General features: G+C 69.9%; 19 protein-coding genes. 13 read left to right on the top strand and 6 right to left on the bottom strand.

The annotated features are described in order from the left end of the window. Nucleotides 1–29 precede the first annotated feature (29 nt). Genes ACFFC4_RS06225 through ACFFC4_RS06240 form a run of 4 tightly spaced genes read left to right on the top strand, consistent with a single transcriptional unit; the run spans nucleotide 30 to nucleotide 3,696 of the window. Nucleotides 30–305, top strand: a complete 276-nt coding sequence (locus ACFFC4_RS06225; RefSeq protein WP_375498840.1) for a hypothetical protein — start codon at nucleotides 30–32, stop codon at nucleotides 303–305. Nucleotides 306–331: 26 nt separating this feature from the next. Continuing rightward, complete coding sequence (locus ACFFC4_RS06230) at nucleotides 332–1,708, top strand: mycothione reductase (RefSeq protein ID WP_375498842.1); 1,377 nt, start codon at nucleotides 332–334, stop codon at nucleotides 1,706–1,708. Nucleotides 1,709–1,731: 23 nt separating this feature from the next. Then, nucleotides 1,732–2,988, top strand: coding sequence for a DUF4032 domain-containing protein (locus ACFFC4_RS06235; protein WP_375498844.1), 1,257 nt, complete (start codon nucleotides 1,732–1,734; stop codon nucleotides 2,986–2,988). A 45-nt stretch (nucleotides 2,989–3,033) separates the two neighbouring features. Next, entirely contained in the window at nucleotides 3,034–3,696 is a 663-nt protein-coding gene (locus ACFFC4_RS06240) for an MBL fold metallo-hydrolase (protein WP_375498846.1), read from the top strand. A gap of 28 nt (nucleotides 3,697–3,724) precedes the next feature. On the opposite strand, the gene ACFFC4_RS06245 is transcribed toward ACFFC4_RS06240, so the two are convergent. Continuing rightward, a complete protein-coding gene (locus ACFFC4_RS06245) occupies nucleotides 3,725–5,023 on the bottom strand; it encodes an ice-binding family protein (protein ID WP_375498848.1) in 1,299 nt (432 codons plus the stop codon). A gap of 309 nt (nucleotides 5,024–5,332) precedes the next feature. Beyond that, a complete protein-coding gene (locus ACFFC4_RS06250) occupies nucleotides 5,333–5,725 on the bottom strand; it encodes a DUF2237 family protein (protein ID WP_375498850.1) in 393 nt (130 codons plus the stop codon). A 59-nt stretch (nucleotides 5,726–5,784) separates the two neighbouring features. Here ACFFC4_RS06250 and ACFFC4_RS06255 point away from each other — a divergent pair, with 59 nt between their 5' ends. Both ACFFC4_RS06255 and ACFFC4_RS06260 read left to right on the top strand, forming a co-directional pair. After that, complete coding sequence (locus ACFFC4_RS06255) at nucleotides 5,785–6,276, top strand: PH domain-containing protein (RefSeq protein ID WP_375498852.1); 492 nt, start codon at nucleotides 5,785–5,787, stop codon at nucleotides 6,274–6,276. Further along, complete coding sequence (locus tag ACFFC4_RS06260) at nucleotides 6,273–7,790, top strand: PH domain-containing protein (RefSeq protein WP_375498854.1); 1,518 nt, start codon at nucleotides 6,273–6,275, stop codon at nucleotides 7,788–7,790. Before ACFFC4_RS06255 ends, ACFFC4_RS06260 begins: the two co-directional genes overlap by 4 nt. Here the strand turns inward: ACFFC4_RS06260 and ACFFC4_RS06265 are convergent. Beyond that, nucleotides 7,738–7,959, bottom strand: a complete 222-nt coding sequence (locus ACFFC4_RS06265) for a hypothetical protein (RefSeq protein ID WP_375498856.1) — start codon at nucleotides 7,957–7,959, stop codon at nucleotides 7,738–7,740. The two genes, ACFFC4_RS06260 and ACFFC4_RS06265, sit on opposite strands and share 53 nt — an antisense overlap. A gap of 131 nt (nucleotides 7,960–8,090) precedes the next feature. Between ACFFC4_RS06265 and ACFFC4_RS06270 the strand changes: the two genes are divergently transcribed. The 6 genes from ACFFC4_RS06270 to ACFFC4_RS06295 all read left to right on the top strand — a co-directional run bounded on the left by ACFFC4_RS06270 (nucleotide 8,091) and on the right by ACFFC4_RS06295 (nucleotide 13,374). Next, nucleotides 8,091–9,422: a cytochrome P450 gene (locus tag ACFFC4_RS06270; protein ID WP_375498858.1), complete on the top strand. Its 1,332-nt coding sequence runs from the start codon at nucleotides 8,091–8,093 to the stop codon at nucleotides 9,420–9,422. 46 nt (nucleotides 9,423–9,468) lie between these two features. Continuing rightward, nucleotides 9,469–10,305 (top strand): SDR family oxidoreductase, encoded by an 837-nt coding sequence (locus ACFFC4_RS06275; protein WP_375498860.1) that lies wholly within the window; start codon nucleotides 9,469–9,471, stop codon nucleotides 10,303–10,305. A gap of 106 nt (nucleotides 10,306–10,411) precedes the next feature. Then, on the top strand, nucleotides 10,412–11,308 hold the full coding sequence (locus ACFFC4_RS06280; protein WP_375498862.1) for a hypothetical protein: 897 nt from the start codon (nucleotides 10,412–10,414) through the stop codon (nucleotides 11,306–11,308). 43 nt (nucleotides 11,309–11,351) lie between these two features. Further along, entirely contained in the window at nucleotides 11,352–12,098 is a 747-nt protein-coding gene (locus ACFFC4_RS06285; RefSeq protein ID WP_375499030.1) for a glycerophosphodiester phosphodiesterase family protein, read from the top strand. Between the two features lie 29 nt (nucleotides 12,099–12,127). After that, nucleotides 12,128–12,868, top strand: a complete 741-nt coding sequence (locus ACFFC4_RS06290) for a thymidine kinase (RefSeq protein WP_375498864.1) — start codon at nucleotides 12,128–12,130, stop codon at nucleotides 12,866–12,868. 158 nt (nucleotides 12,869–13,026) lie between these two features. Then, nucleotides 13,027–13,374, top strand: coding sequence for an RNA polymerase-binding protein RbpA (locus ACFFC4_RS06295; protein WP_375498866.1), 348 nt, complete (start codon nucleotides 13,027–13,029; stop codon nucleotides 13,372–13,374). 80 nt (nucleotides 13,375–13,454) lie between these two features. Here the strand turns inward: ACFFC4_RS06295 and ACFFC4_RS06300 are convergent, their stop codons facing one another. After that, nucleotides 13,455–14,480 carry a 5'-3' exonuclease H3TH domain-containing protein gene (locus ACFFC4_RS06300; RefSeq protein WP_375498868.1) on the bottom strand — a complete coding sequence of 342 codons (1,026 nt, stop codon included), beginning with the start codon at nucleotides 14,478–14,480 and terminating at the stop codon, nucleotides 13,455–13,457. 115 nt (nucleotides 14,481–14,595) lie between these two features. On the opposite strand from ACFFC4_RS06300, the gene ACFFC4_RS06305 reads away from it, so the two are divergent. Next, nucleotides 14,596–16,005 (top strand): sugar porter family MFS transporter, encoded by a 1,410-nt coding sequence (locus tag ACFFC4_RS06305; protein WP_375498870.1) that lies wholly within the window; start codon nucleotides 14,596–14,598, stop codon nucleotides 16,003–16,005. Between the two features lie 15 nt (nucleotides 16,006–16,020). Here the strand turns inward: ACFFC4_RS06305 and ACFFC4_RS06310 are convergent, their stop codons facing one another. Both ACFFC4_RS06310 and lnt read right to left on the bottom strand, forming a co-directional pair. Continuing rightward, nucleotides 16,021–16,758, bottom strand: a complete 738-nt coding sequence (locus tag ACFFC4_RS06310) for a polyprenol monophosphomannose synthase (RefSeq protein WP_375498872.1) — start codon at nucleotides 16,756–16,758, stop codon at nucleotides 16,021–16,023. Further along, on the bottom strand, nucleotides 16,755–18,356 hold the full coding sequence (gene lnt / locus ACFFC4_RS06315; RefSeq protein WP_375498874.1) for an apolipoprotein N-acyltransferase: 1,602 nt from the start codon (nucleotides 18,354–18,356) through the stop codon (nucleotides 16,755–16,757). The genes ACFFC4_RS06310 and lnt overlap by 4 nt, the downstream gene beginning before the upstream one ends. Nucleotides 18,357–18,384 lie beyond the last annotated feature (28 nt).

The following is an 18,384-nucleotide window of genomic DNA, read 5'->3' on the forward strand; positions in this document are numbered from 1 at the left end:
ACTCAGGCTAGTGGGGCCGCGAAAATCGGTTGCGTTGCGCACAGGACGCGCCCCAGGGTGACTCGTCCTACGCCGTCGCTCAGCCCGGCCCGGATCCCGTACCCGGCTGCGTGGTCACCGACCGCAACGCCCTGGACACCGAGGTCTGCAGATCGTCGATCTGGTGGCCAACCCGCAGGGGACCGGCGTACCTCGAGCGGGACTGCCGCAAGGTCTGCGCGTGGCTCGCCACCCGCGGGCTCCGCAGCGCCGAGTTCGTGGTGCTGTTCGGGGATCTGATGGTCGAAGCCGTGGCCCGTCGGTGAGCAGTAGGTTCACGTAGATTCGGCGGATGCCGCACCACGATCTCGTCATCATCGGCTCGGGCTCCGGGAACTCCCTGGTCACACCGGAACTCGACGACTGGGACATCGCCCTGGTCGAGGAGAACACGTCCTGGTTCGGCGGCACCTGCCTGAATGTGGGCTGCATCCCGACCAAGATGTACGTCTATCCCGCCGACCTCGCCGAGAACGCCGCCCACCCCGAACGCCTCGGCCTGTCCCCCGGCGTGGTGTCCGTGGACTGGCCGGCGATCCGTGACCGAATCTTCGGGCGCATCGACGCGATCTCAGCCGGCGGGCGGGAGTACCGGCGCACGGGCTCGCCGAACGTCACGCTCTACGAGACCCACGCCGAGTTCAGTGACTCCGGTGAGCCCCGCACCCTTCAGCTCGGCACCGGGGAGACCCTGACGGCCGATCACGTGGTGATCGCCGCCGGGTCGCGAGCGATGGTGCCCGAGATGGTCATCGAGTCGGGTGTGCCGTTCCATACGTCCGACACGATCATGCGGCTGCCCGAGCTGCCCGAGTCGATCGTCATCGTCGGCGGCGGCTACATCGCGGCCGAGTTCGCGCACATCTTTTCAGCGTTCGGCACGCACACCACCGTTCTCGCAAGGTCGGGATTGCTGCACGACCAGGACCATGAGATCGCCGACCGGTTCACCGACCTCGTCCGCGAGAAGTGGCATCTGCGGGTTGGGACGCACCCGGTCGGGTTCTCGCACTCGGGAAGTGGCGTCCGCGTCGAGCTCGCCGACGATGGCAGCGTCGAGGCCGACGTCCTGCTCGTCGCCACGGGCCGCATCCCCAACGGGGACCGGCTCGCCGCGAAGTACGCGGGCGTCGAGCTGCGCGCCGACGGCCGGGTGAAGGTCGACTCCTACCAGCGGACCACCGCCGAGAACATCTGGGCGCTGGGCGACGTCAGCTCCACCCACCAGCTCAAGCACGTCGCCAACCACGAGGCCCGCGTGGTGGCCCACAACCTGGCCCACCCCGACGATCTGGTCGAGTCCGATCACCGGTTCGTCCCGTCGGCGGTGTTCACCCACCCGCAGCTGGCCTCTGTCGGCATCACCGAGGACGCCGCCAAGATGTACAACCGGCCCTACGTCAGCGTGACCCAGGAGTACGGCAGCACCGCCTACGGCTGGGCAATGGTCGACACCACGAGCGTGTGCAAATTGCTCGCCGACCCCGCAACGGGCCAGTTGATCGGCGCACACCTGATGGGCGAGCAGGCCTCGACGTTGATCCAGCCGCTGATCCAGGCCATGAGCTTCGGGCTAGGCGTGCAGGAGATGGCGCGCGGGCAGTATTGGATCCACCCCGCCCTCACCGAGGTCGTCGAAAATGCGTTGCTCGCGTTGAAACTTCCTTAGCTCCGTCCTCCTAGACTGGTCTCGTGGGCAGCTTCCGCCTGACCGCGCTCGGGTCGAACACCGCCGTCCTCGAACTGCCCCTGACGCTGCCCTTGCTCGAGTGGCCGGACGAGATCCTGGTCGACGTGCCGCGCGGGATGTCCCGGCACGTCGTGCGTTTCGTCGAACTCACCGGCGAGGTGTTCGCCGTCAAGGAGGCGACCGACCGCTACGTGCTTCGCGAGCACCACCTCCTGCGGGCCATCGCCGAGCGGTCGGTGCCGGTGGTCGAGGCGTTCGGAACGGTCGTCGAGCGCGTTGCCGACGACGGCGAGACCCTCGGTGGGTTGCTCTTCACCCGCCACCTGCAGTTCTCGCAGCCCTACCGTTCGCTGTTCACGGGACGCGGCCTGCCCGAGCTGCGCAACCGGCTGCTCGACGCGCTGGCCGCTCTGTTCGTCCAACTGCACCTGGCCGGCTTCTACTGGGGTGACTGCTCGCTGTCGAACACGCTGTTCCGCCGCGACGCCGGTGCGCTGGCCGCCTACTTGGTCGACGCCGAGACCGGCGAGCTGCACGACAAGCTGTCACCCGGGCAGCGCCGCCACGACCTCGACATCGCGACGGAGAACATCGCCGGTGAGATGTTCGACCTGCAGGCCGCCGGCCTGCTCGACCCGAACGTCGACGTCATCGCCCAGGCCCAGACGCTGTCCGAACGCTACGACGGTCTGTGGGACGAGCTGACCCATGACGTCCTGGTACCGCCCGGCGAGAACTACCGCATCAACGCCCAGCTGCGGCGATTGAACAAGCTGGGCTTCGACATCGGCGAGCTGTCGGTGAGGACCGAACCAGAGGGCCTGCGGCTGCGTTTCGACCCGCAGGTCGTGGAGCCCGGCCACCACCAACGCCGGTTGTTTGCCCTGACCGGCCTGCGGGTTCAGGAGAACCAGGCCCGTGCCCTGCTCAGCGACCTCGCCCGCTTCAAGGCCAAATGGGAGTCCGGCACCGGCATCACCGTCGACGACGCTGCCGCCGCACGCCGGTGGATGAACGAGAAGTTCTACGGCACGCTCAGCCTCGTACCGCCGGAACTGCGGGTGAAATTGCCCGACGCCGAGCTCTACCACGAGATCAACGAGCACCGCTGGCTGCAGTCCGAGGCGCAGGGTTACGACGTGGGCCGGTCCGCTGCCGTCGCGTCCTATGTCGGCACTGTGCTGCAGGACCTCCCCGACACCCGCGTCGATTTCTCGCAGGGCCCGCCCACCCAGGAGTTCACGCCGATCTTCGACTGAGCGCCCGCTCGCCCACCCCCGCCGCGCGACCGATAGTTTCGACCCATGAGCGAGTACACCGGAGCCGTCACCGTCGGCGGCGAGATGGACGTGCGGCGGTTGCCCGGGCTGACCATCGCCAAGCTGGCCGTCGGGCCGATGTCCAACAATGCGTACCTGCTGCGGTGCACGCAGACCGACGAGGCGATGTTGATCGACGCCGCCAACGAGGCGCCGCGGCTGCGCGAGCTTGTCGAGTTCGAGGGGCCGCCGGTCTCGGCGATCCTGACCACGCACCGGCACCCTGACCATTGGCAGGCGCTGGCCGAGACGGTCGATGCGGCTGGTGCGGCCGTCTACGCCGGGGCCGAGGATGCCGACGAGCTGCCGGTCGCCGTCGACGAACGGCTTGCCCACGGTGACCACGTCACGCTGGGCGATCTGTCGTTGGAGATCATCGCGCTGCGCGGGCACACCCCCGGCTCGGTGGCCGTCCTGTACCGCGACCCCGAGGGCGTGCCGCACCTGTTCACCGGCGACTCGCTGTTCCCCGGCGGCGTGGGCAAGACCCGCTCATCCGAGGACTTCACGCAGCTCGTCGACGACGTCGAGGCCCGCGTCTTCGACGTGCTGCCCGACGAGACCTGGTTCTACCCCGGCCACGGCGACGATTCGACGCTCGGAGCCGAGCGCCCGCACCTGGCCGAGTGGCGTACCCGCGGCTGGTGAGGCAACCGGCCGAGCCGGCACCGTGCGACTAGCGGTGTCGTCCGGCGGTTAGGGGGCGGCGGGCGAGGCCCAGGATGAGGCCGCCGGCCGCGAGCAGGGCCAATGCCGTGCCACCGACCACCAGCGTGTCCGGCGGGCCCGTCGTCGCCAGTGAGGTCTCGCCGGCGTACCTGAAGGTCAAGCCTGTGCCGCTGGACCCGCGGGGCGTGGTGACGACCACCGACACCGCGCCGACCGCGTGGGCTGGAGTTACGAACGTGAGCCGCGTCGGGCTGAGCACCTGCACGTCGCCGGCCGGCACCGGCACACCCCCGACTGTCACCGTCGTTGCGCCGGCCACGAAGCCGGAACCGTGCAACGTCACGGTCGTGCCACCGGACGACGGGCCGCTGGCGGGGCCGATCGTGGCGACGACTGGCGCCGCGTCGGTCGTACCCGTGCTGGCCGAGCCGGTGCTGGTGGAGCCGCTGGTGGTCGAGCCGCTGGTGGTCGAGCCGCTGTCAGTCGAACCCGTGCTGGCCGAACCGGTGCTGGTAGAACTGCTGGTAGTCGAACCCGTACTTGTCGAAGTCGTGCTGGTGGAGCCCGTCGAGGCCGTACTCGCGTCGGTCGATGGACCGGTCGACGTCGTGGCGGTGCTCGTCTCGGTAGGCGGCGCGCAGATCGGCCGGGTCACCGTGTCGTCGATGAGCGTGACAGCTCCCGACTTCGCGAGCAGGCGCCCGTCGATCGTGGTGCCGGCGCCCACGGTGATCGTGGAGTCGGCGAGGAAGCTGCCGGCGAGCGTGGCGCCTGCACCCAGCGTGGCTGAGCTGCCGACCTGCCAGTAGACGTGGCAGGCCTGAGCCCCGCCTGCGAGCACGACAACACCGGCGGCGGCGATGTCCAAGCTGGTCGTCGCCTGCAGCACGAACACCGCATTGGGGTCGCCCTGCGCATCGAGCGTGACTGTGCCGGTGAGTGCCAGCGTCGTGCCACCGAAGTCCCCGGCGTAGATCGTTCGCCCGCCGAGGGTCTCCGCCCCGGCCGGGGGTGTCGACGGCGCCGCGGCGGCGTACGCGTCACTCAGCCCGTTCTGAGCCGCGATCGCCGCCGCGTCGTTGCTGTGGATGGATCCGCTGCTGACCATGCCCGGAGTCAAACCGGTGACGGACGAACCGGGGCTCACGCCGACGTCTCCGGAGATGGTGGTCGTGCTGGTGCTGTCCACCGCGTCGTTGGTGACCGAGGTACCGGCCAGCACGGCAAAGCTCGCGGCGGTGGTCAGGTCGACACGGTCCGTCGCCTCAGCCGGCCCGGCCGCATTCAGGACCACAGCTGCGGCCATGCCGAGAACGAGCGCGGCGGCACCGACCCGGCGTCGGGTTGTCGTCGCTAGGGAGGGGCGAGGAGACATGACACGACTCGCAGTCGTCGTCGGGCTACGCCGTAGAGCTACGGGGCAGTACTCCCGAGCTCCCGCAGCTCGGTGTGTCGTCGTCACCGCGGCATCGTCAGGTGCCTCGACGCGGCGGGTGAGATCACGTGCGCGGTTCTCGGCCCGCACGCGCGGCACGGGTCAGTCCGCGGACGGCCCGCCATCCGGGGGGTGCGGAACCGTCCTACGGTAACCATACGTTAAATTTGCGTGAGCAGGTCAGGACAAGGCGCTGGGATCAGTGGGCACGTCGACGCCGTACGTCTGCAGCACCTCGAGCGGGATGACTTGGAGCGCACGCTCATTGGTGGCCGACAGCACCACCGGCGGTGCGACCCCGTCCTCGTGCGCCTGCAGCCAGCGCAGTGCCACCACACACCAGCGGTCGCCGGGCTCCAATCCGGGGAAGCGGAACTCCGGTCGCGGCGTCGACAGGTCGTTGCCGACGCGCTGCTGATGGGCCAGGAACTCGGCCGTCACCACCGCGCACACCGTGTGGTTGCCGACGTCCTGCGGTCCGCTCGTGCAGCAGCCGTCGCGGAAGAATCCGGTGAGCGGTTCGGTGCCGCACTCGTCGAGCTCGGTACCGAGCACGTTGCGATCAACAGGCACGACCGCAGTCTGACACGGGTGATCATGGCGTGGGGCAACGCCGGTGACACCATGAGCGGGTGTCCGTCATCGCGCTGCGCGAACCTGCGCACCTGGTGAGCGAGCGGGCCCGCCTCTACTGGACGGTGCGGGCGTTGCCGGCCTGGCTCGCCATCGCGGTGCTCGAGACGACGGTGCTGCTCGCCACCGACGCCCGCCCCGCGGTAGTGGTCCCGCTCGTCGTGGTCACGGCCGCGCTCGCGCTGACCCGCCTCGTCGTCATGCCGCAGTGGCGCTTCCGGGTGCACCGCTGGGAGATCACCGACACCGCCGTCTACACCCAGACCGGCTGGCTCACCCAGCAACGGCGCATCGCTCCCCTGGCCCGGGTGCAAACCGTCGACACGCGTCGCGGACCCTTCGAGCAGCTGTTCGGGCTGGCCGACGTGACGGTGACTACCGCGTCGGCAAAGGGCCCGATCAGCATCCACGCATTGGACAGCGCGGTGGCCGAGCACGTCGTGCAATGGCTCACCGAACGCGCGCAGGCCAGCACCGGGGACGGGACATGAGCGTCCAGCCGACGTCCGCGCCGACGTGGCACCGGCTGAGCCCGCGGATGCTGGCGATCCATCCGATCATCGAGCTCGGCCGCGCCCTGCCCGCGCTGGTCGGTGTCTTCTTCGCGGGGCACGCCGGCGGTCATGGCCTGCTCACCAGCCTCGCGGTTGCCGTTGCAGTGGTGGCCGTGTCGATCACCCGCTGGTTCACGACGCGACTGCGAATCACCGATGAGCAGGTGCAGCTGCGACACGGCCTGCTGCGACGACGCACCGTGGCCACCCGCCGAGACCGCATCCGCACCGTCGACGTCACCGCGCACTTGCTGCATCGCGTGCTGGGCCTGTCGCGGGTGGTCGTCGGTACCGGCACGTCCGATCGCAAGAACGAGTCCCGGATCGTCCTCGACGGTCTGACCGCTGTGGGCGCTGAGTCCCTGCGACGCGAGCTGCTGCACCGCACGCCGGTCGCCATGACCAATCAAGGATCGGAACCGGCTGACGAACTCGCCCGGCTCGAACGCAGCTGGATCGCGCTGGCGCCGTTCACGCTGTCCGGCGTGGTCACCGGCCTGCTCGTGTGGGGCTTTGCCTGGCGCGTGGAGGGCGAGTCCGGGGTCGATCTGCTGCACTCGGGTCCGCTGCGAGCCGTCGGGCACGGTCTCGACGCGGCGCCTACCGCGCTGGCGGTGGTCGTCGTCGGGGCCGCGATCCTGGTGTTCGTCACCGTGACGTCCGTGATCGGCTACGTACTGGCGTTCTGGAACTTCCGGCTCGTCCGGCACGACGGGGGCGCCGTGCAGGTCACCCGCGGGTTGCTCACCACCCGGGCCACCACCATCGAACGACGTCGACTGGTGGGCATCGAACTGTCGCGGCCGCTGCTGCTCAGAGCGGTGGGCGGCGCTCGCACCCTCAGCATCGCCACCGGGCTCCGGGTCGGGCGTGGCGCCGAGAAGGGCGGCGAGGTGCTGCTGCCACCGGCGCCGGTGGACCGGGCCCGCGCGGCCGCCGCACGTGTCCTGAACGGGGCGACGGCGCTCACCGTCGACCTCGTGTCGCACGGGCTCAGGGCACGGCGACGGCGCTATGTGCGTGCGCTGTCCGGCGGCGCCGTGCTCGTCACCGCAGCCGGCGTGGGCTGGCAGACCGGCGGCTCGTTGTGGCCGGTGCCGGTCGCGGTGGTTCTTCTCGCGACCAGCGTTCCGCTTGCGGCCGACCGGGCCGCCGCGCTTGGGCACGCGCACGTCGACGGCGCTCTCGTCACCCGCTCCGGCTCACTCATCCGGCGCCGAGTCGTGCTGGCCGACCACGCGGTGATCGGCTGGACGCTGCACGCCTCGCTGTTCCAGCGCCGTGCGGGTCTGAGCACCTTGACGGCCACCACCGCCGCCGGCCGACAGGGTTACCGGGTGCTCGACGTCGAGACGCCGGTGGCAATCGCCTTGGCCGACGCAGTCACGCCCGAGCTGCTCAGCCAGTTCCGGCGGCGACCTGCCCCAGCGCCCCGAGCCACGATGCGGTGAGTTCGTCGACGACGGTGGCCCGGGCCCGGCGGCGCTCGGCCAGTCCGAGCGAGTTCAGCACCGAGATGGTGTCGATGACGAGGTCGGGGAAGGCGTTAACCAGCATGGCAGTTGCCTTGTGGGGGTCACCGGCCACCACGCCGTACCCGGCGTCGATGGTCACGCGCACCTGAGCGATGGTCGTGGCCGGCGCTTGGCGCGCGCACACAGACCGAACGCACGCTGATACCGCCAGGCCTTCCTCGTGCCAGCTCGTCATCACACTAGGGTCGGACCCCTGGCCCGGCAGGGGAGCTGAGCATGACGACAACCCGACCCGCCCGCACCGATCTGCGTGAGCTGCCCGGCGACGCCGGGCTGCCGCTCATCCACCAGTCGTGGGACTTCGTCAGCGGCCGTCTCACCACGAGCCGAGCCCGCTTCGACAAGCACGGGCCGGTGTCGTCGATGCGGGCGCTCGGCAAGAACTGGGTGTCGGCCCTCGGCCCGGACGCCGTCGGCGAGGTGCTGACCAATCGCAACCGCGTGTTCGACAGCGGTCCGGGCTGGGGCTTCCTCATCGGCCCGTTCTTCCGGCGCGGGCTCATGCTGCTCGACGGCGCCGAGCATCACTCGCACCGGCGCATCATGCAGGAGGCGTTCACTGCGCGGCGGCTGGCCGGCTACCTCGAGCCCATGAACCGCACCATCACCGAAAGCCTGGCCGGCTGGCCCGAGGCCGGCATGCTCGCCTTCTACCCGAGCATCAAACAGCTGACCCTGGACGTTGCGACCAACACCTTCATGGGCGCCAAGACCGGTGTGGATGCCGACCGGCTGAACACCGCATTCGTCGACGCCGTCCGAGCAGCGAACGCCTTCGTGCGCTTCCCGGTGCCAGGCCTGCGGTGGTCGCGCGGCCTACATGGACGCACGACGCTCGAGCAGTACCTGACGCCGCGCATCGCAGCAAAGCGAGCTGGTGACGGCACCGACCTGTTCGGGGCGCTGTGTCACGCGCAGGTCGAGGACGAGAGCTTCACCGACGCCGACATCGTCAATCACATGATCTTCCTGCTGATGGCTGCGCACGACACGTCGACGATCACCCTGACCTCGATGGCCTACTACCTGGCCACGAATCCGGAGTGGCAGGACCGCTGTCGCGACGAGTCGCTCGCGCTGGGCACCGACACCGTGGCCTACGACGACCTCGACAAGCTCGTCGCCCTGGACCTGGTCATGAAGGAGGCCCTGCGTCTTGTCGTGCCGGTGCCGGGGGTCATCCGCAGGGCCTCGGCCGACACCGAATTGCTCGGCTACCACGTGCCGGCCGGCACCTTCGTCGCCGCCAACCTCTGGGGCGTGCACCACTTCGAGGAATGGTGGCCCGACCCCGAGCGCTTCGACCCGGGCCGGTTCGCCGACGACCGGCGCGAGGACAAGGTGCACCGGCATGCGTTCATGCCGTTCGGCAACGGGGTGCACAAGTGCATCGGCATGTACTTCGGCGGCATGGAGATCAAGGCGACGATGCATCAGTTGCTGCGCAGGTACCGCCTCTCGGTGCCGGACGGTTACGAGATGCCGCTCGACTGGTCGTCCCTGCCCCGCCCCAGAGACGGCCTGCCGGTGATCCTGCACCGGCTCTGACGGGCCGTGTGACGATGACAAGCATCCCTATCGGAAGGCAGCCACCGTGACCTCGTCCCCGTCCCTCGCCGGCCGCACCATCTTGATGTCCGGCGGCAGCCGCGGCATCGGCCTGGCCATCGCGGTGCGCGCTGCCCGCGACGGCGCAAACATCGCGTTGCTGGCCAAGACCGACACCCCCGACCCGCGGCTGCCCGGCACCATCCACAGTGCCGCCGCGGAGATCACCGCGGCCGGTGGTAACGCGTTGCCGATCGTGGGCGACGTACGAGACGACACGTCGGTAGCAGGCGCCGTGGCACAGACCGTCGAGCGCTTCGGCGGCATCGACATCGTCGTCAACAACGCCTCGGCCATCAACCTCAGCACCATCGGCGAGCTGCCGCCGAAGCGCTACGACCTCATGCTCGACATCAACGCGCGCGGCACCTTCCTGCTGACGAGCGCCGCCCTGCCGCACCTGGCGAAGTCCGACAATGCGCACGTGCTCACGATGTCGCCGCCGCTGAACCTCGACCGCAAGTGGCTGGCCCGCCACGCGCCGTACACGATCAGCAAGTACGCAATGACGATGCTGACGCTAGGTGTCGCCGAGGGCCGCCGGGAGGAGGGCATCGCCGCCAACTGCCTGTGGCCGCGCACCCTCATTGCGACCGCCGCCGTGCAGAACTTGCTCGGCGGTGACGCGCAGCTTGCGAAGGCCCGCCGCCCGGAGATCGTGGCCGACGCGGCGTACGCCGTGCTGACGCGTTCGTCGCGCGACTGCACCGGCAACACCTTCATCGACGACGAGGTGCTGGCCGAGGCCGGCATCACCGACCTGTCCGGCTACCGCTACGGCGACGGGACCGAGGACGATCTCGAGATCGACATCTTCCTGTAAGGCGATGCAGATCGTTTCGCCTTGACGCGCCCCCGTGGCGCGCCGAACCATGAAGCCGGCCGGTTCCCGCTTCGGGGCGCGGCGCGTGCACGCCGGAGGGATGATCATGAGCGGTCCGCAGTGGGGTCAGCCCGGGCAACCGGGACAGCCGGGCGAGCCGGGTCAGCCCCAGTGGTCGCAACCGGGGCCTCCCCAGTACGGGCAACCGCAGCAGCCCCAATACGGCCAGCCCCAGTACGGGCAACCGCAGCAGCCCCAATACGGCGAACCCCAGTACGACCAGCCCCCGTACGGCCAGCCCCCGTACGGCCAGCCCCCGTACGGGCAACCCCCGTACGGGCAACCCCCGTACGGGCAACCCCCGTACGGGCAAACGCAGCCCGGACGCTCGGGCCGCAACAAGGGTCTCCTGCTCGCCGCGGGCGCGGTTGTGGTGGCCGGCGTCGTCGTGCTGGCGCTGTTCCTGACGGGTGTCCTCGGCGGCAACGACAGCGGCAACGCGTCCTCGCCCAGTGCCGCGGCGCGTGCCCTGCTCGAGGCGGCCAAGAACAACGACGTCTCCGGTGCGCGCGAGGCGTTGTGCCGTGCCGATCAGGCGCTGGCCACCACCGGGCTGTCCCTGACAGACGGCGGGCGCGTCACCTCTTACACGATCGGAAAGACCACGCAGCAGAGTGCCGACAAGGCGACGGTGCGGGTGACGGCCACCTCGACGGGCCGCAGCAAGCCCGAGTCGGTAGACCTGCCGACCGTCAAGGAGAGCGGCAACTGGAAGGTCTGCCTCACCAACAGCCTGCCGACCACCCTGCCGAGCGGCCTGCCCAGCAATCTGCCCAGCGGCTTACCGAGTGATCTGCAGAGCCTTCTGCCCAGCGGCGTGCCGAGTGATCTGCAGAGCATCCTGCCGAGCGGCGTGCCGAGCGAACTGCAGAGCCTCCTGCCGAGCGGCTTCCCAACCACCCTGCCCAGCGGCCTGCCTAGCAACTTCCCCACCGGACCATGAGCGCGCAGCGACAGGTCCCGGTCCCGGACGAGGTGGAGCTGCGCTGACCCGGTTCCTCGACGCCGACTCCCCCATCGCCTTCGCCCACCGCGGGTTCGCACCGCACGGCGGCGAGAATTCGATGGCTGCGTTCCAGGCGGCCATCGACCTCGGCTACCGCTACCTGGAGACCGACGTCCGGGTCACCGCAGACGGCGTCGCCCTGGCGTTCCACGACTCGACGCTCGACCGGGTCACCGACAGCCGCGGGCGCATCGACCGGCTGCCGTGGTCACAGGTCCGCCGGGCCCGAATCAGCGGCAGCGAACCCATCCCGCTGCTCGCCGACGTCCTCGGCGCCTGGCCTGACGTGTGCGTCAATCTCGACGTCAAGGCCGACAGCGGCCTGGGCCCAACGGCCGACGCGGTTCGGGTGACAGCAGCGCTGCCCCGGGTGTGTGTCGGCGCGTTCTCGGGACGGCGGGTTCGGACGATGCGGCGGCTGCTCGGCCCGGACCTCGTCACCGGCCTCCCGCCTTTCGAGGCGCTCGGTCTGCGGCTGGCCCGGGGTTCGGCGGCGGCCGGGCTGCGTGGTCGCTGCGCGCAGGTGCCGCTGCGCATCGGGGCGGTTCCACTCGTCGACGCCGGCTATCTCGCCGCCGCCCGCCGGCTCGGCGTGCGCGTCCACGTCTGGACGGTCAACGAGCGCGCCGAGATGGAGCGGCTGCTCGACCTGGGCGTCGACGGCGTGATGACGGACCGGGCCGATGTGCTGCGCGACGTGCTGCGCGAGCGCGGCGAGTGGAGCTGACCGGCCCGCGAACCCGGTAGCCTCGCCGCGTGGTCGAGCCCCGCGGCACCAACGTGTCGGTCGGGGCGCTGTCGTCCGTTCCCGCGGCCGGCAATCGCCGGGCTACGCCGATGCCTGCGCAGCTGAAGTTCTTCTACGGCCCGATGGACTGCGGCAAGTCCACGCTGGCACTGCAGATTGACCATAACCAGGCGCGGCAGGGCCGGCACGGTCTGCGCCTCGTACGCTACGACCGCTCCGGCGGCGCGACCATCACCACCCGGGTCGGGCTGGCCCGCGATGCCATCGAGGTCGAGGACGACACCGACCTGCGCCGTCTGGTGCACGAGCGGTGGTCGGCCGGGCAGCACGTCGACTACCTGATTGTCGATGAGGCCGGCTTCCTCACCGCTGGGCACGTCGACCAGCTGGCCGAACTGGTCGACGACTGGCATGTCGACGTCTACTGCTTCGGCTTGGCGACGGATTTCCGTACCCGCCTGTTGCCCGGCGCCCAGCGGCTGGTCGAGCTTGCCGACGAGATCGCACCCGTGCACGTCGAGGTGTTGTGCTGGTGCGGTCGGCCCGGCCGGCTCAACGCCCGAGTCGTCGACGGCCGCGTGGTACGCGAGGGCGACACCGTCGTCGTGGCCGACACGGCGCCAGAGGACTCAGACAGCGGCGCGGCCGACAAGCCAACGGTGCATTACCAGGTGCTGTGCCGCATGCATCATCGGCGCGGCGATTTGGGCGACACGAGCGTGCGCGGGCAGCTGAGTCTGGACGTCTGACGGGGACCCGCACCCTGGCAGAACTCTGAGCGACGCGGGCTTGACATCGTTACCACCGGCAGCATATGGGAACGTTCAAGGGAGCACACTCGTTGTGCACCACAGAGAGCCCAGGCAATTCCGCGGGCTCAATCAGCTCGTCCGAGGAGGTGCCCACCATGGCAGATCGCACTTTGCGAGGCAGTCGGCTCGGCGCCATCAGCTACGAGACCGAGTACGGGGCAGAGCCGGCCCCACGTAATGTCGCCGCGTACCGATGCGAGCGCGGCCACGAGTTTTCCGTTCCGTTCTCCGAAGAGGCCGAGCTGCCCAGCACGTGGGACTGCCGGCTCGACGGAACGGTCGCCAAGCTGATCGATGGCCCCGAGCCCGAGGCCAAGAAGGTCAAGGCGCCACGTACCCACTGGGACATGCTCATGGAGCGCCGCACCATCGCCGACCTCGAAGAGGTTCTCGCGGAGCGGCTCGACGTCCTGCGGGCCCGAAGGGGCCAGAAGAGCGCCTGACGCACGACATTGCCGAAGCCGTCCGGATCAGTAGGTCCGGGCGGCTTTGTCGCGTATCGGGTTTGAAGGGGTTGGGTCTGTCAGAACAACGACAGCTGGCCGACGGCCGCCCGCTGCTTCGCTGCCCGCGTAGGGAGTGGGGGTAGCCGTCGCGGGCTCGACGTGCGCCACCATTGCCGTTCGGCGGCATGCTCAACCGACGGGGCGTCGGTGGGCTCTACCTCGGCCAACACCCGGACGGCGTTGCCAGCCGACCAGGTGAGGTTGCGCGCGCGGAACGCCGCGGCAACCGGGTCGGCGGCCAGCGGCAACACGCCGGCACCTTGGCCCAGGTCGAGGCCGAGCTCGAGATCGGCGTGCATCGTCATCACCTGGCAGTTCAGTTCCCACGCCGCGCGAGCGCCCTCAGCAGCCAGCCGCCGCGCCGCTGCGGCGCCGAGCCGGGCGGCAACCGCGTCGAGGTCGTCGAAGGCGGCGCGGGCCGAGTCGAATTCGGCCAGCAGGCGCGCGGCCAGCTTGGGTCCGACCCCCCGCACGCCGGGCAGGTTGTCGGACGGGTCACCGCGCAGCGCGGCGAAGTCGCGGTACTGCTCGGGACGCACGCCGAGCAGCATCACTAGCCGCTCGGCGGTCATTGTCGGCGAGGCGTCGACGCCGCCGTTGATAATGCGCAACACGTGGGTATGGCAGTCGATGAGGGCGAAGGCGTCGCGGTCGGACGTCGCGATCACTGTCCGGGCGCCGTGCCGTGGCGCGAACGCCGCCGCCGACGCAAGGACGTCGTCGGCCTCGAGGCCTGGGGGCACGACCACGGCCACGCCGATCTCGCGCAGCACCGCCGCAGCCTCGAGCAGCTGCTCGACGAGAGTCTCGAGCTTGTCGACACGGTTTGCCTTGTAGGACGGCCAGCGCTCGCGGCGGAGGGATTGTTCGGGATCGTCGAAACCCACCACGACCAACGCGGGCCGCACCCGCTCGACCGCGGCGACCAACTGGGTCAGCAGCCCGCGCACGGCCCACGACGGCTGCCCGGTCTGCGCCTGCGCGTGGAAGCTGCGGTGCACCAGCGAGTTGCCGTCGACGGCAAGAACTACCGGCTGTTCCACGTGCCCCACTCTGCCACCGCTAACGGACAACTCCGCCCATCGCCGCGTGCCGAATCGGGTTGCCCTGGGTAAACGTTTCGTCGAGGTTTCAACAGCACCCCCACAGGAGCGGGCTATGGCACGGACGCAGCAGACGAGCCGGTCCGGGCTCGCGAAGCAGCACCGCAACGCTGTTACGAAGGCCGCGGCGCTCACCGCGGTCGGCGGCATCCTGTTCGGCTACGACACCGGCGTCGTCGGTGGCGTCCTGCCGAACATCTCCAGCGACTTCGACCTCAACTCGCCGTTCCTCGAAGGCCTCGTCGTGGCCATCCTGCTCGCCGGGGCCGCGGTGGGTGCGCTCGTCGCGGGCCGTATCGCCGACCAGCTCGGCCGCCGGCGCACCATCCTGCTGACCAGCATTGTCTTCGTCGTCGGCCTGCTGTTGTCCTCGCTCGCCCCCGCGCTGTGGGTTTTCTGGATCAGCCGGTTCGTCATCGGCGTCGGGGTCGGGTCGACCTCGTTCGTCGTGCCGCTCTACATCGGCGAGATCGCGCCACCCGAGCGGCGCGGCGCGCTCGTCTCGCTCAACCAACTCTCGGTGACGATCGGCATCCTGGTCAGCGAGCTCGTCGCCTATGGGCTGTCCGGGCACGGTGACTGGCGGGTGAGCGTCGGCCTGGCGCTGCTGCCGGCGATAGTTCTCGGTCTCGGCATCGTGCGTGAGCCGGAGAGCCCTGCGTGGCTGGTCCGGCAGGGCCGCGAGGACGACGCCCGGGAGGTCTTGCGCGGCCTCCGTGATGATGACGACGCCATCGACGAGGAGATCGCGTCGGTGAAGGACGTCGCACGCGAGGAGAGCAAGAGCTCGATCGGCGACCTGCTCGACCGCCGGCTCCGTCCGGCGCTGATTCTCGGGGTCATGCTGGCGGTCATCCAGCAGATCACCGGCATCAACACCGTCATCTACTTCGCGCCCACCGTGCTGCAGGAGGCCGGTCTCGGATCGTCCGCCTCACTGCTCGCGCTCGTCATCGTCGGCGTCACCAACGTGCTCATGACCGTCCTGGCCGTGCGCTATCTCGATCGCGTCGGGCGCCGCCCGCTGCTGATCTGGGGCATGGTCGGCATGATTGTCGGCATCGGGGCGCTGGCCGCCACGTTCGCCATCGGCCTCAGCGGCAGCGGCGCCGTCTTCGCCACCATCGCACTCGCGTTCTACGTCGGCTCGTTCGCGATCAGCCTCGGCCCGATCGTCTGGCTGCTCATCGCCGAGATCTTCCCGCTGCGGGTCCGCGGCCAGGCCGCGTCGATCGCGACCATGGCCAACTGGCTGGCCAACCTGGCGGTCGCGGTGTCCTACCTGTCGATCATCTCCTGGATCGGGCGCACCGGGACGTTCGTCGCCTACGGCGTCGTCACGGCACTGTCGCTCGTCTACGTGATCGCCAAGGTGCCCGAGACCAAGGGCATGACGTTGGCCAAGATCGAGGAAGCCATCGACGGCAAACCCCACGACGAGCACGACCACCCCGTCGCGGCGTAGGCACCGCCGCGCGAATCAGCGGCGCCGAACGGTTGCGCGCAGCTGCTGCGCGCGATGTCGGGCGCCCCACTGGGTGACGCGCAGGAAAGCCTCGCGCACGATCTCGCCGCTCATCTTCGATTCGCCACGCTCGCGCTCGACGAAGGTGATCGGCACCTCGACGACACGAAAACCCGCCTCGACAGCGCGGCGGGCGAGGTCGACCTGGAAGCAGTAACCCTGCGAGGCGACGCCAGCGTAGTCGATGCCCTCGAGCACGGTGCGACGGAACGCGCGGTACCCACCGGTTGCATCGCGCAACCGCAGGCCGAGCGCGAGCTGGGTGTAGAGGTTGCCGCCACGCGAGATGAGCTCACGCGAGCGGGGCCAGTTCACGACGGCCCCGCCCGTGACGTAGCGCGAGCCCAGCACGAGATCGGCGTCGTCGAGGGCGGCCAACAATCGGGGCAGCTGCTCCGGTGCGTGCGAACCGTCGGCATCCATCTCGACGAGAACGTCGTAGCCCTGCGCGAGGCCCCAGTCGAAGCCGGCGATGTAGGCCGCGCCGAGACCGGCCTTCTCGGTGCGGTGCAGGACGTGGATGCGCGGATCACCGTCGGCCATCTCGTCGGCGATCTTGCCGGTGCCGTCGGGACTGCCGTCGTCGACCACCAGCAGGTGCGCGCCCGGTACGGAGGCCGTGACGCGCGCGATGATGCGCTCGATGTTCTCGCGCTCGTCGTAGGTGGGGACCACGACCAACACCCTGCTCATGACGTGATCAACTCTTCCTGCGCATCGACGGGCTGAACTGACTCCCCGATCCGGTCGCGGCGAGATCGCCAGAAGGCGAGGGCCAGACCGGCCATGACCGCCAGGCTGAGCGCGTACTCCGGCACCGCCCCGACACGGGTGGCGAGCGTAGTGGCCGTCCGCACCTGCATCGAATCGACCAGGATCGCCGAGCGGAACAGCGGGCCCGAGCTGTCGATGATCTCGCCGTCCGGACCGATGACCGCGGACTTGCCGGTCGTGGCCACCTGGACGACGGTGCGGCCGAACTCGACGGCCCGCAGCTGGCTCATGGCCAGCTGCTGGTAGGTCTCGGCCGTGTGCCCGAACGTGGCGTTGTTGGTCTGCACGACGAGCAGCTGGGCGCCGGCCGACACCGACGAGCGCACGAGGTCGTCGTAGGCGACCTCGAAGCAGATGACGTCGCCGATCGGCATCGGGCCACCGCGCACCAGACCGTCGCCCGTGCCCGCGACCATGTCCTGGGTGACGGTCTTGGCATCTGAGCTGACCGCCTCGGCGATGCCGCGCAGCGGAATGTACTCGGCGAAAGGCACCGGGTGCCGCTTGACGTACTGCGCTCCGGGTCCGGTGGCCGGCGACCACAGGATGCCGACGTTGCGGCGGTGGTTCGCACCGGGACCGTCCAGGATGGCGCCGACGAGCACGGGCGCACCGACCGCCTTCACCGCCTTGTCGATCTTGGCGTAGGCGTCGGGGTTCTCGAAAGGGTCGACGTCGGAGGCATTCTCGGGCCACAGCACCAGGCTGGGACGCGCGACGGTCCCGGCATCGACGCGAGCTGCAAGTCTCAACGTCTGCCGGACGTGGTTGTCGAGCACCTGCTCGGCGCGGGTCTCGATGTCAAGACTGCCGGTGTCGGGCAGCCCGCCCTGGATGAGCGCGATCGTCTCGTGCCGTCCGCCGTGGCCGGGGTCGAGCGGGACGCCGAGCAGCAGGCCGAGGGCCGGCACGGCGACCAGGACGGCCACCCCACCGACCACCGTGCGGTGGGCGAGCGGCGCGAGCGCCAGCCCGGCCTCGGCAAGACCCGCGCCGGCCACCGCCACTGCGAAGGTGACCAGCGGTGCCCCGCCGAGCGCGGCAAACCACCTCAGCGGGGACTCGGCCTGGCTGAACGCCAGGCGCCCCCACGGGAAACCACCGAACGGGATGCGGTCACGCAGGAACTCCTGCAGCACCCACGCCGCGCCCACCCAGAACGGGCGCAGCGGCAGGCGCACGAGACCGGTCAGCACGGCGCCCAGGACCGCGAAGAACAAGGCGAAGAACAGGCAGAGGATCAACCACGGGACGGGGCCGACGTAGATGCCGGTCCAGTGCACGAGCGGCAGCAGGAACGCCGCGCCGTAGAGGTAGCCGAGCCAGAATCCGGTGCGCAGGCGCCGACCGTCCACGGCCACCGACAGCATGGCCACGCTGACGAACGCGAAGGGCCACAGCCCGAAACGCGGGAACGCAAGCACCCCGGCCGCCCCGCCGCCGACCGCGACCAGCGCCGCCCAGCGCGCCGGGAAGCGGGGCGCACGAGCGGCGTGCATCGGCAAGGCGGAGCGCATCGGTCCAGTATCGCCGAGCGGAGCTGAG

Origin of the sequence: uncultured Jatrophihabitans sp. (assembly GCF_964244045.1) — a bacterium.
Taxonomy (GTDB): Bacteria; Actinomycetota; Actinomycetes; order Mycobacteriales; family Jatrophihabitantaceae; genus Jatrophihabitans.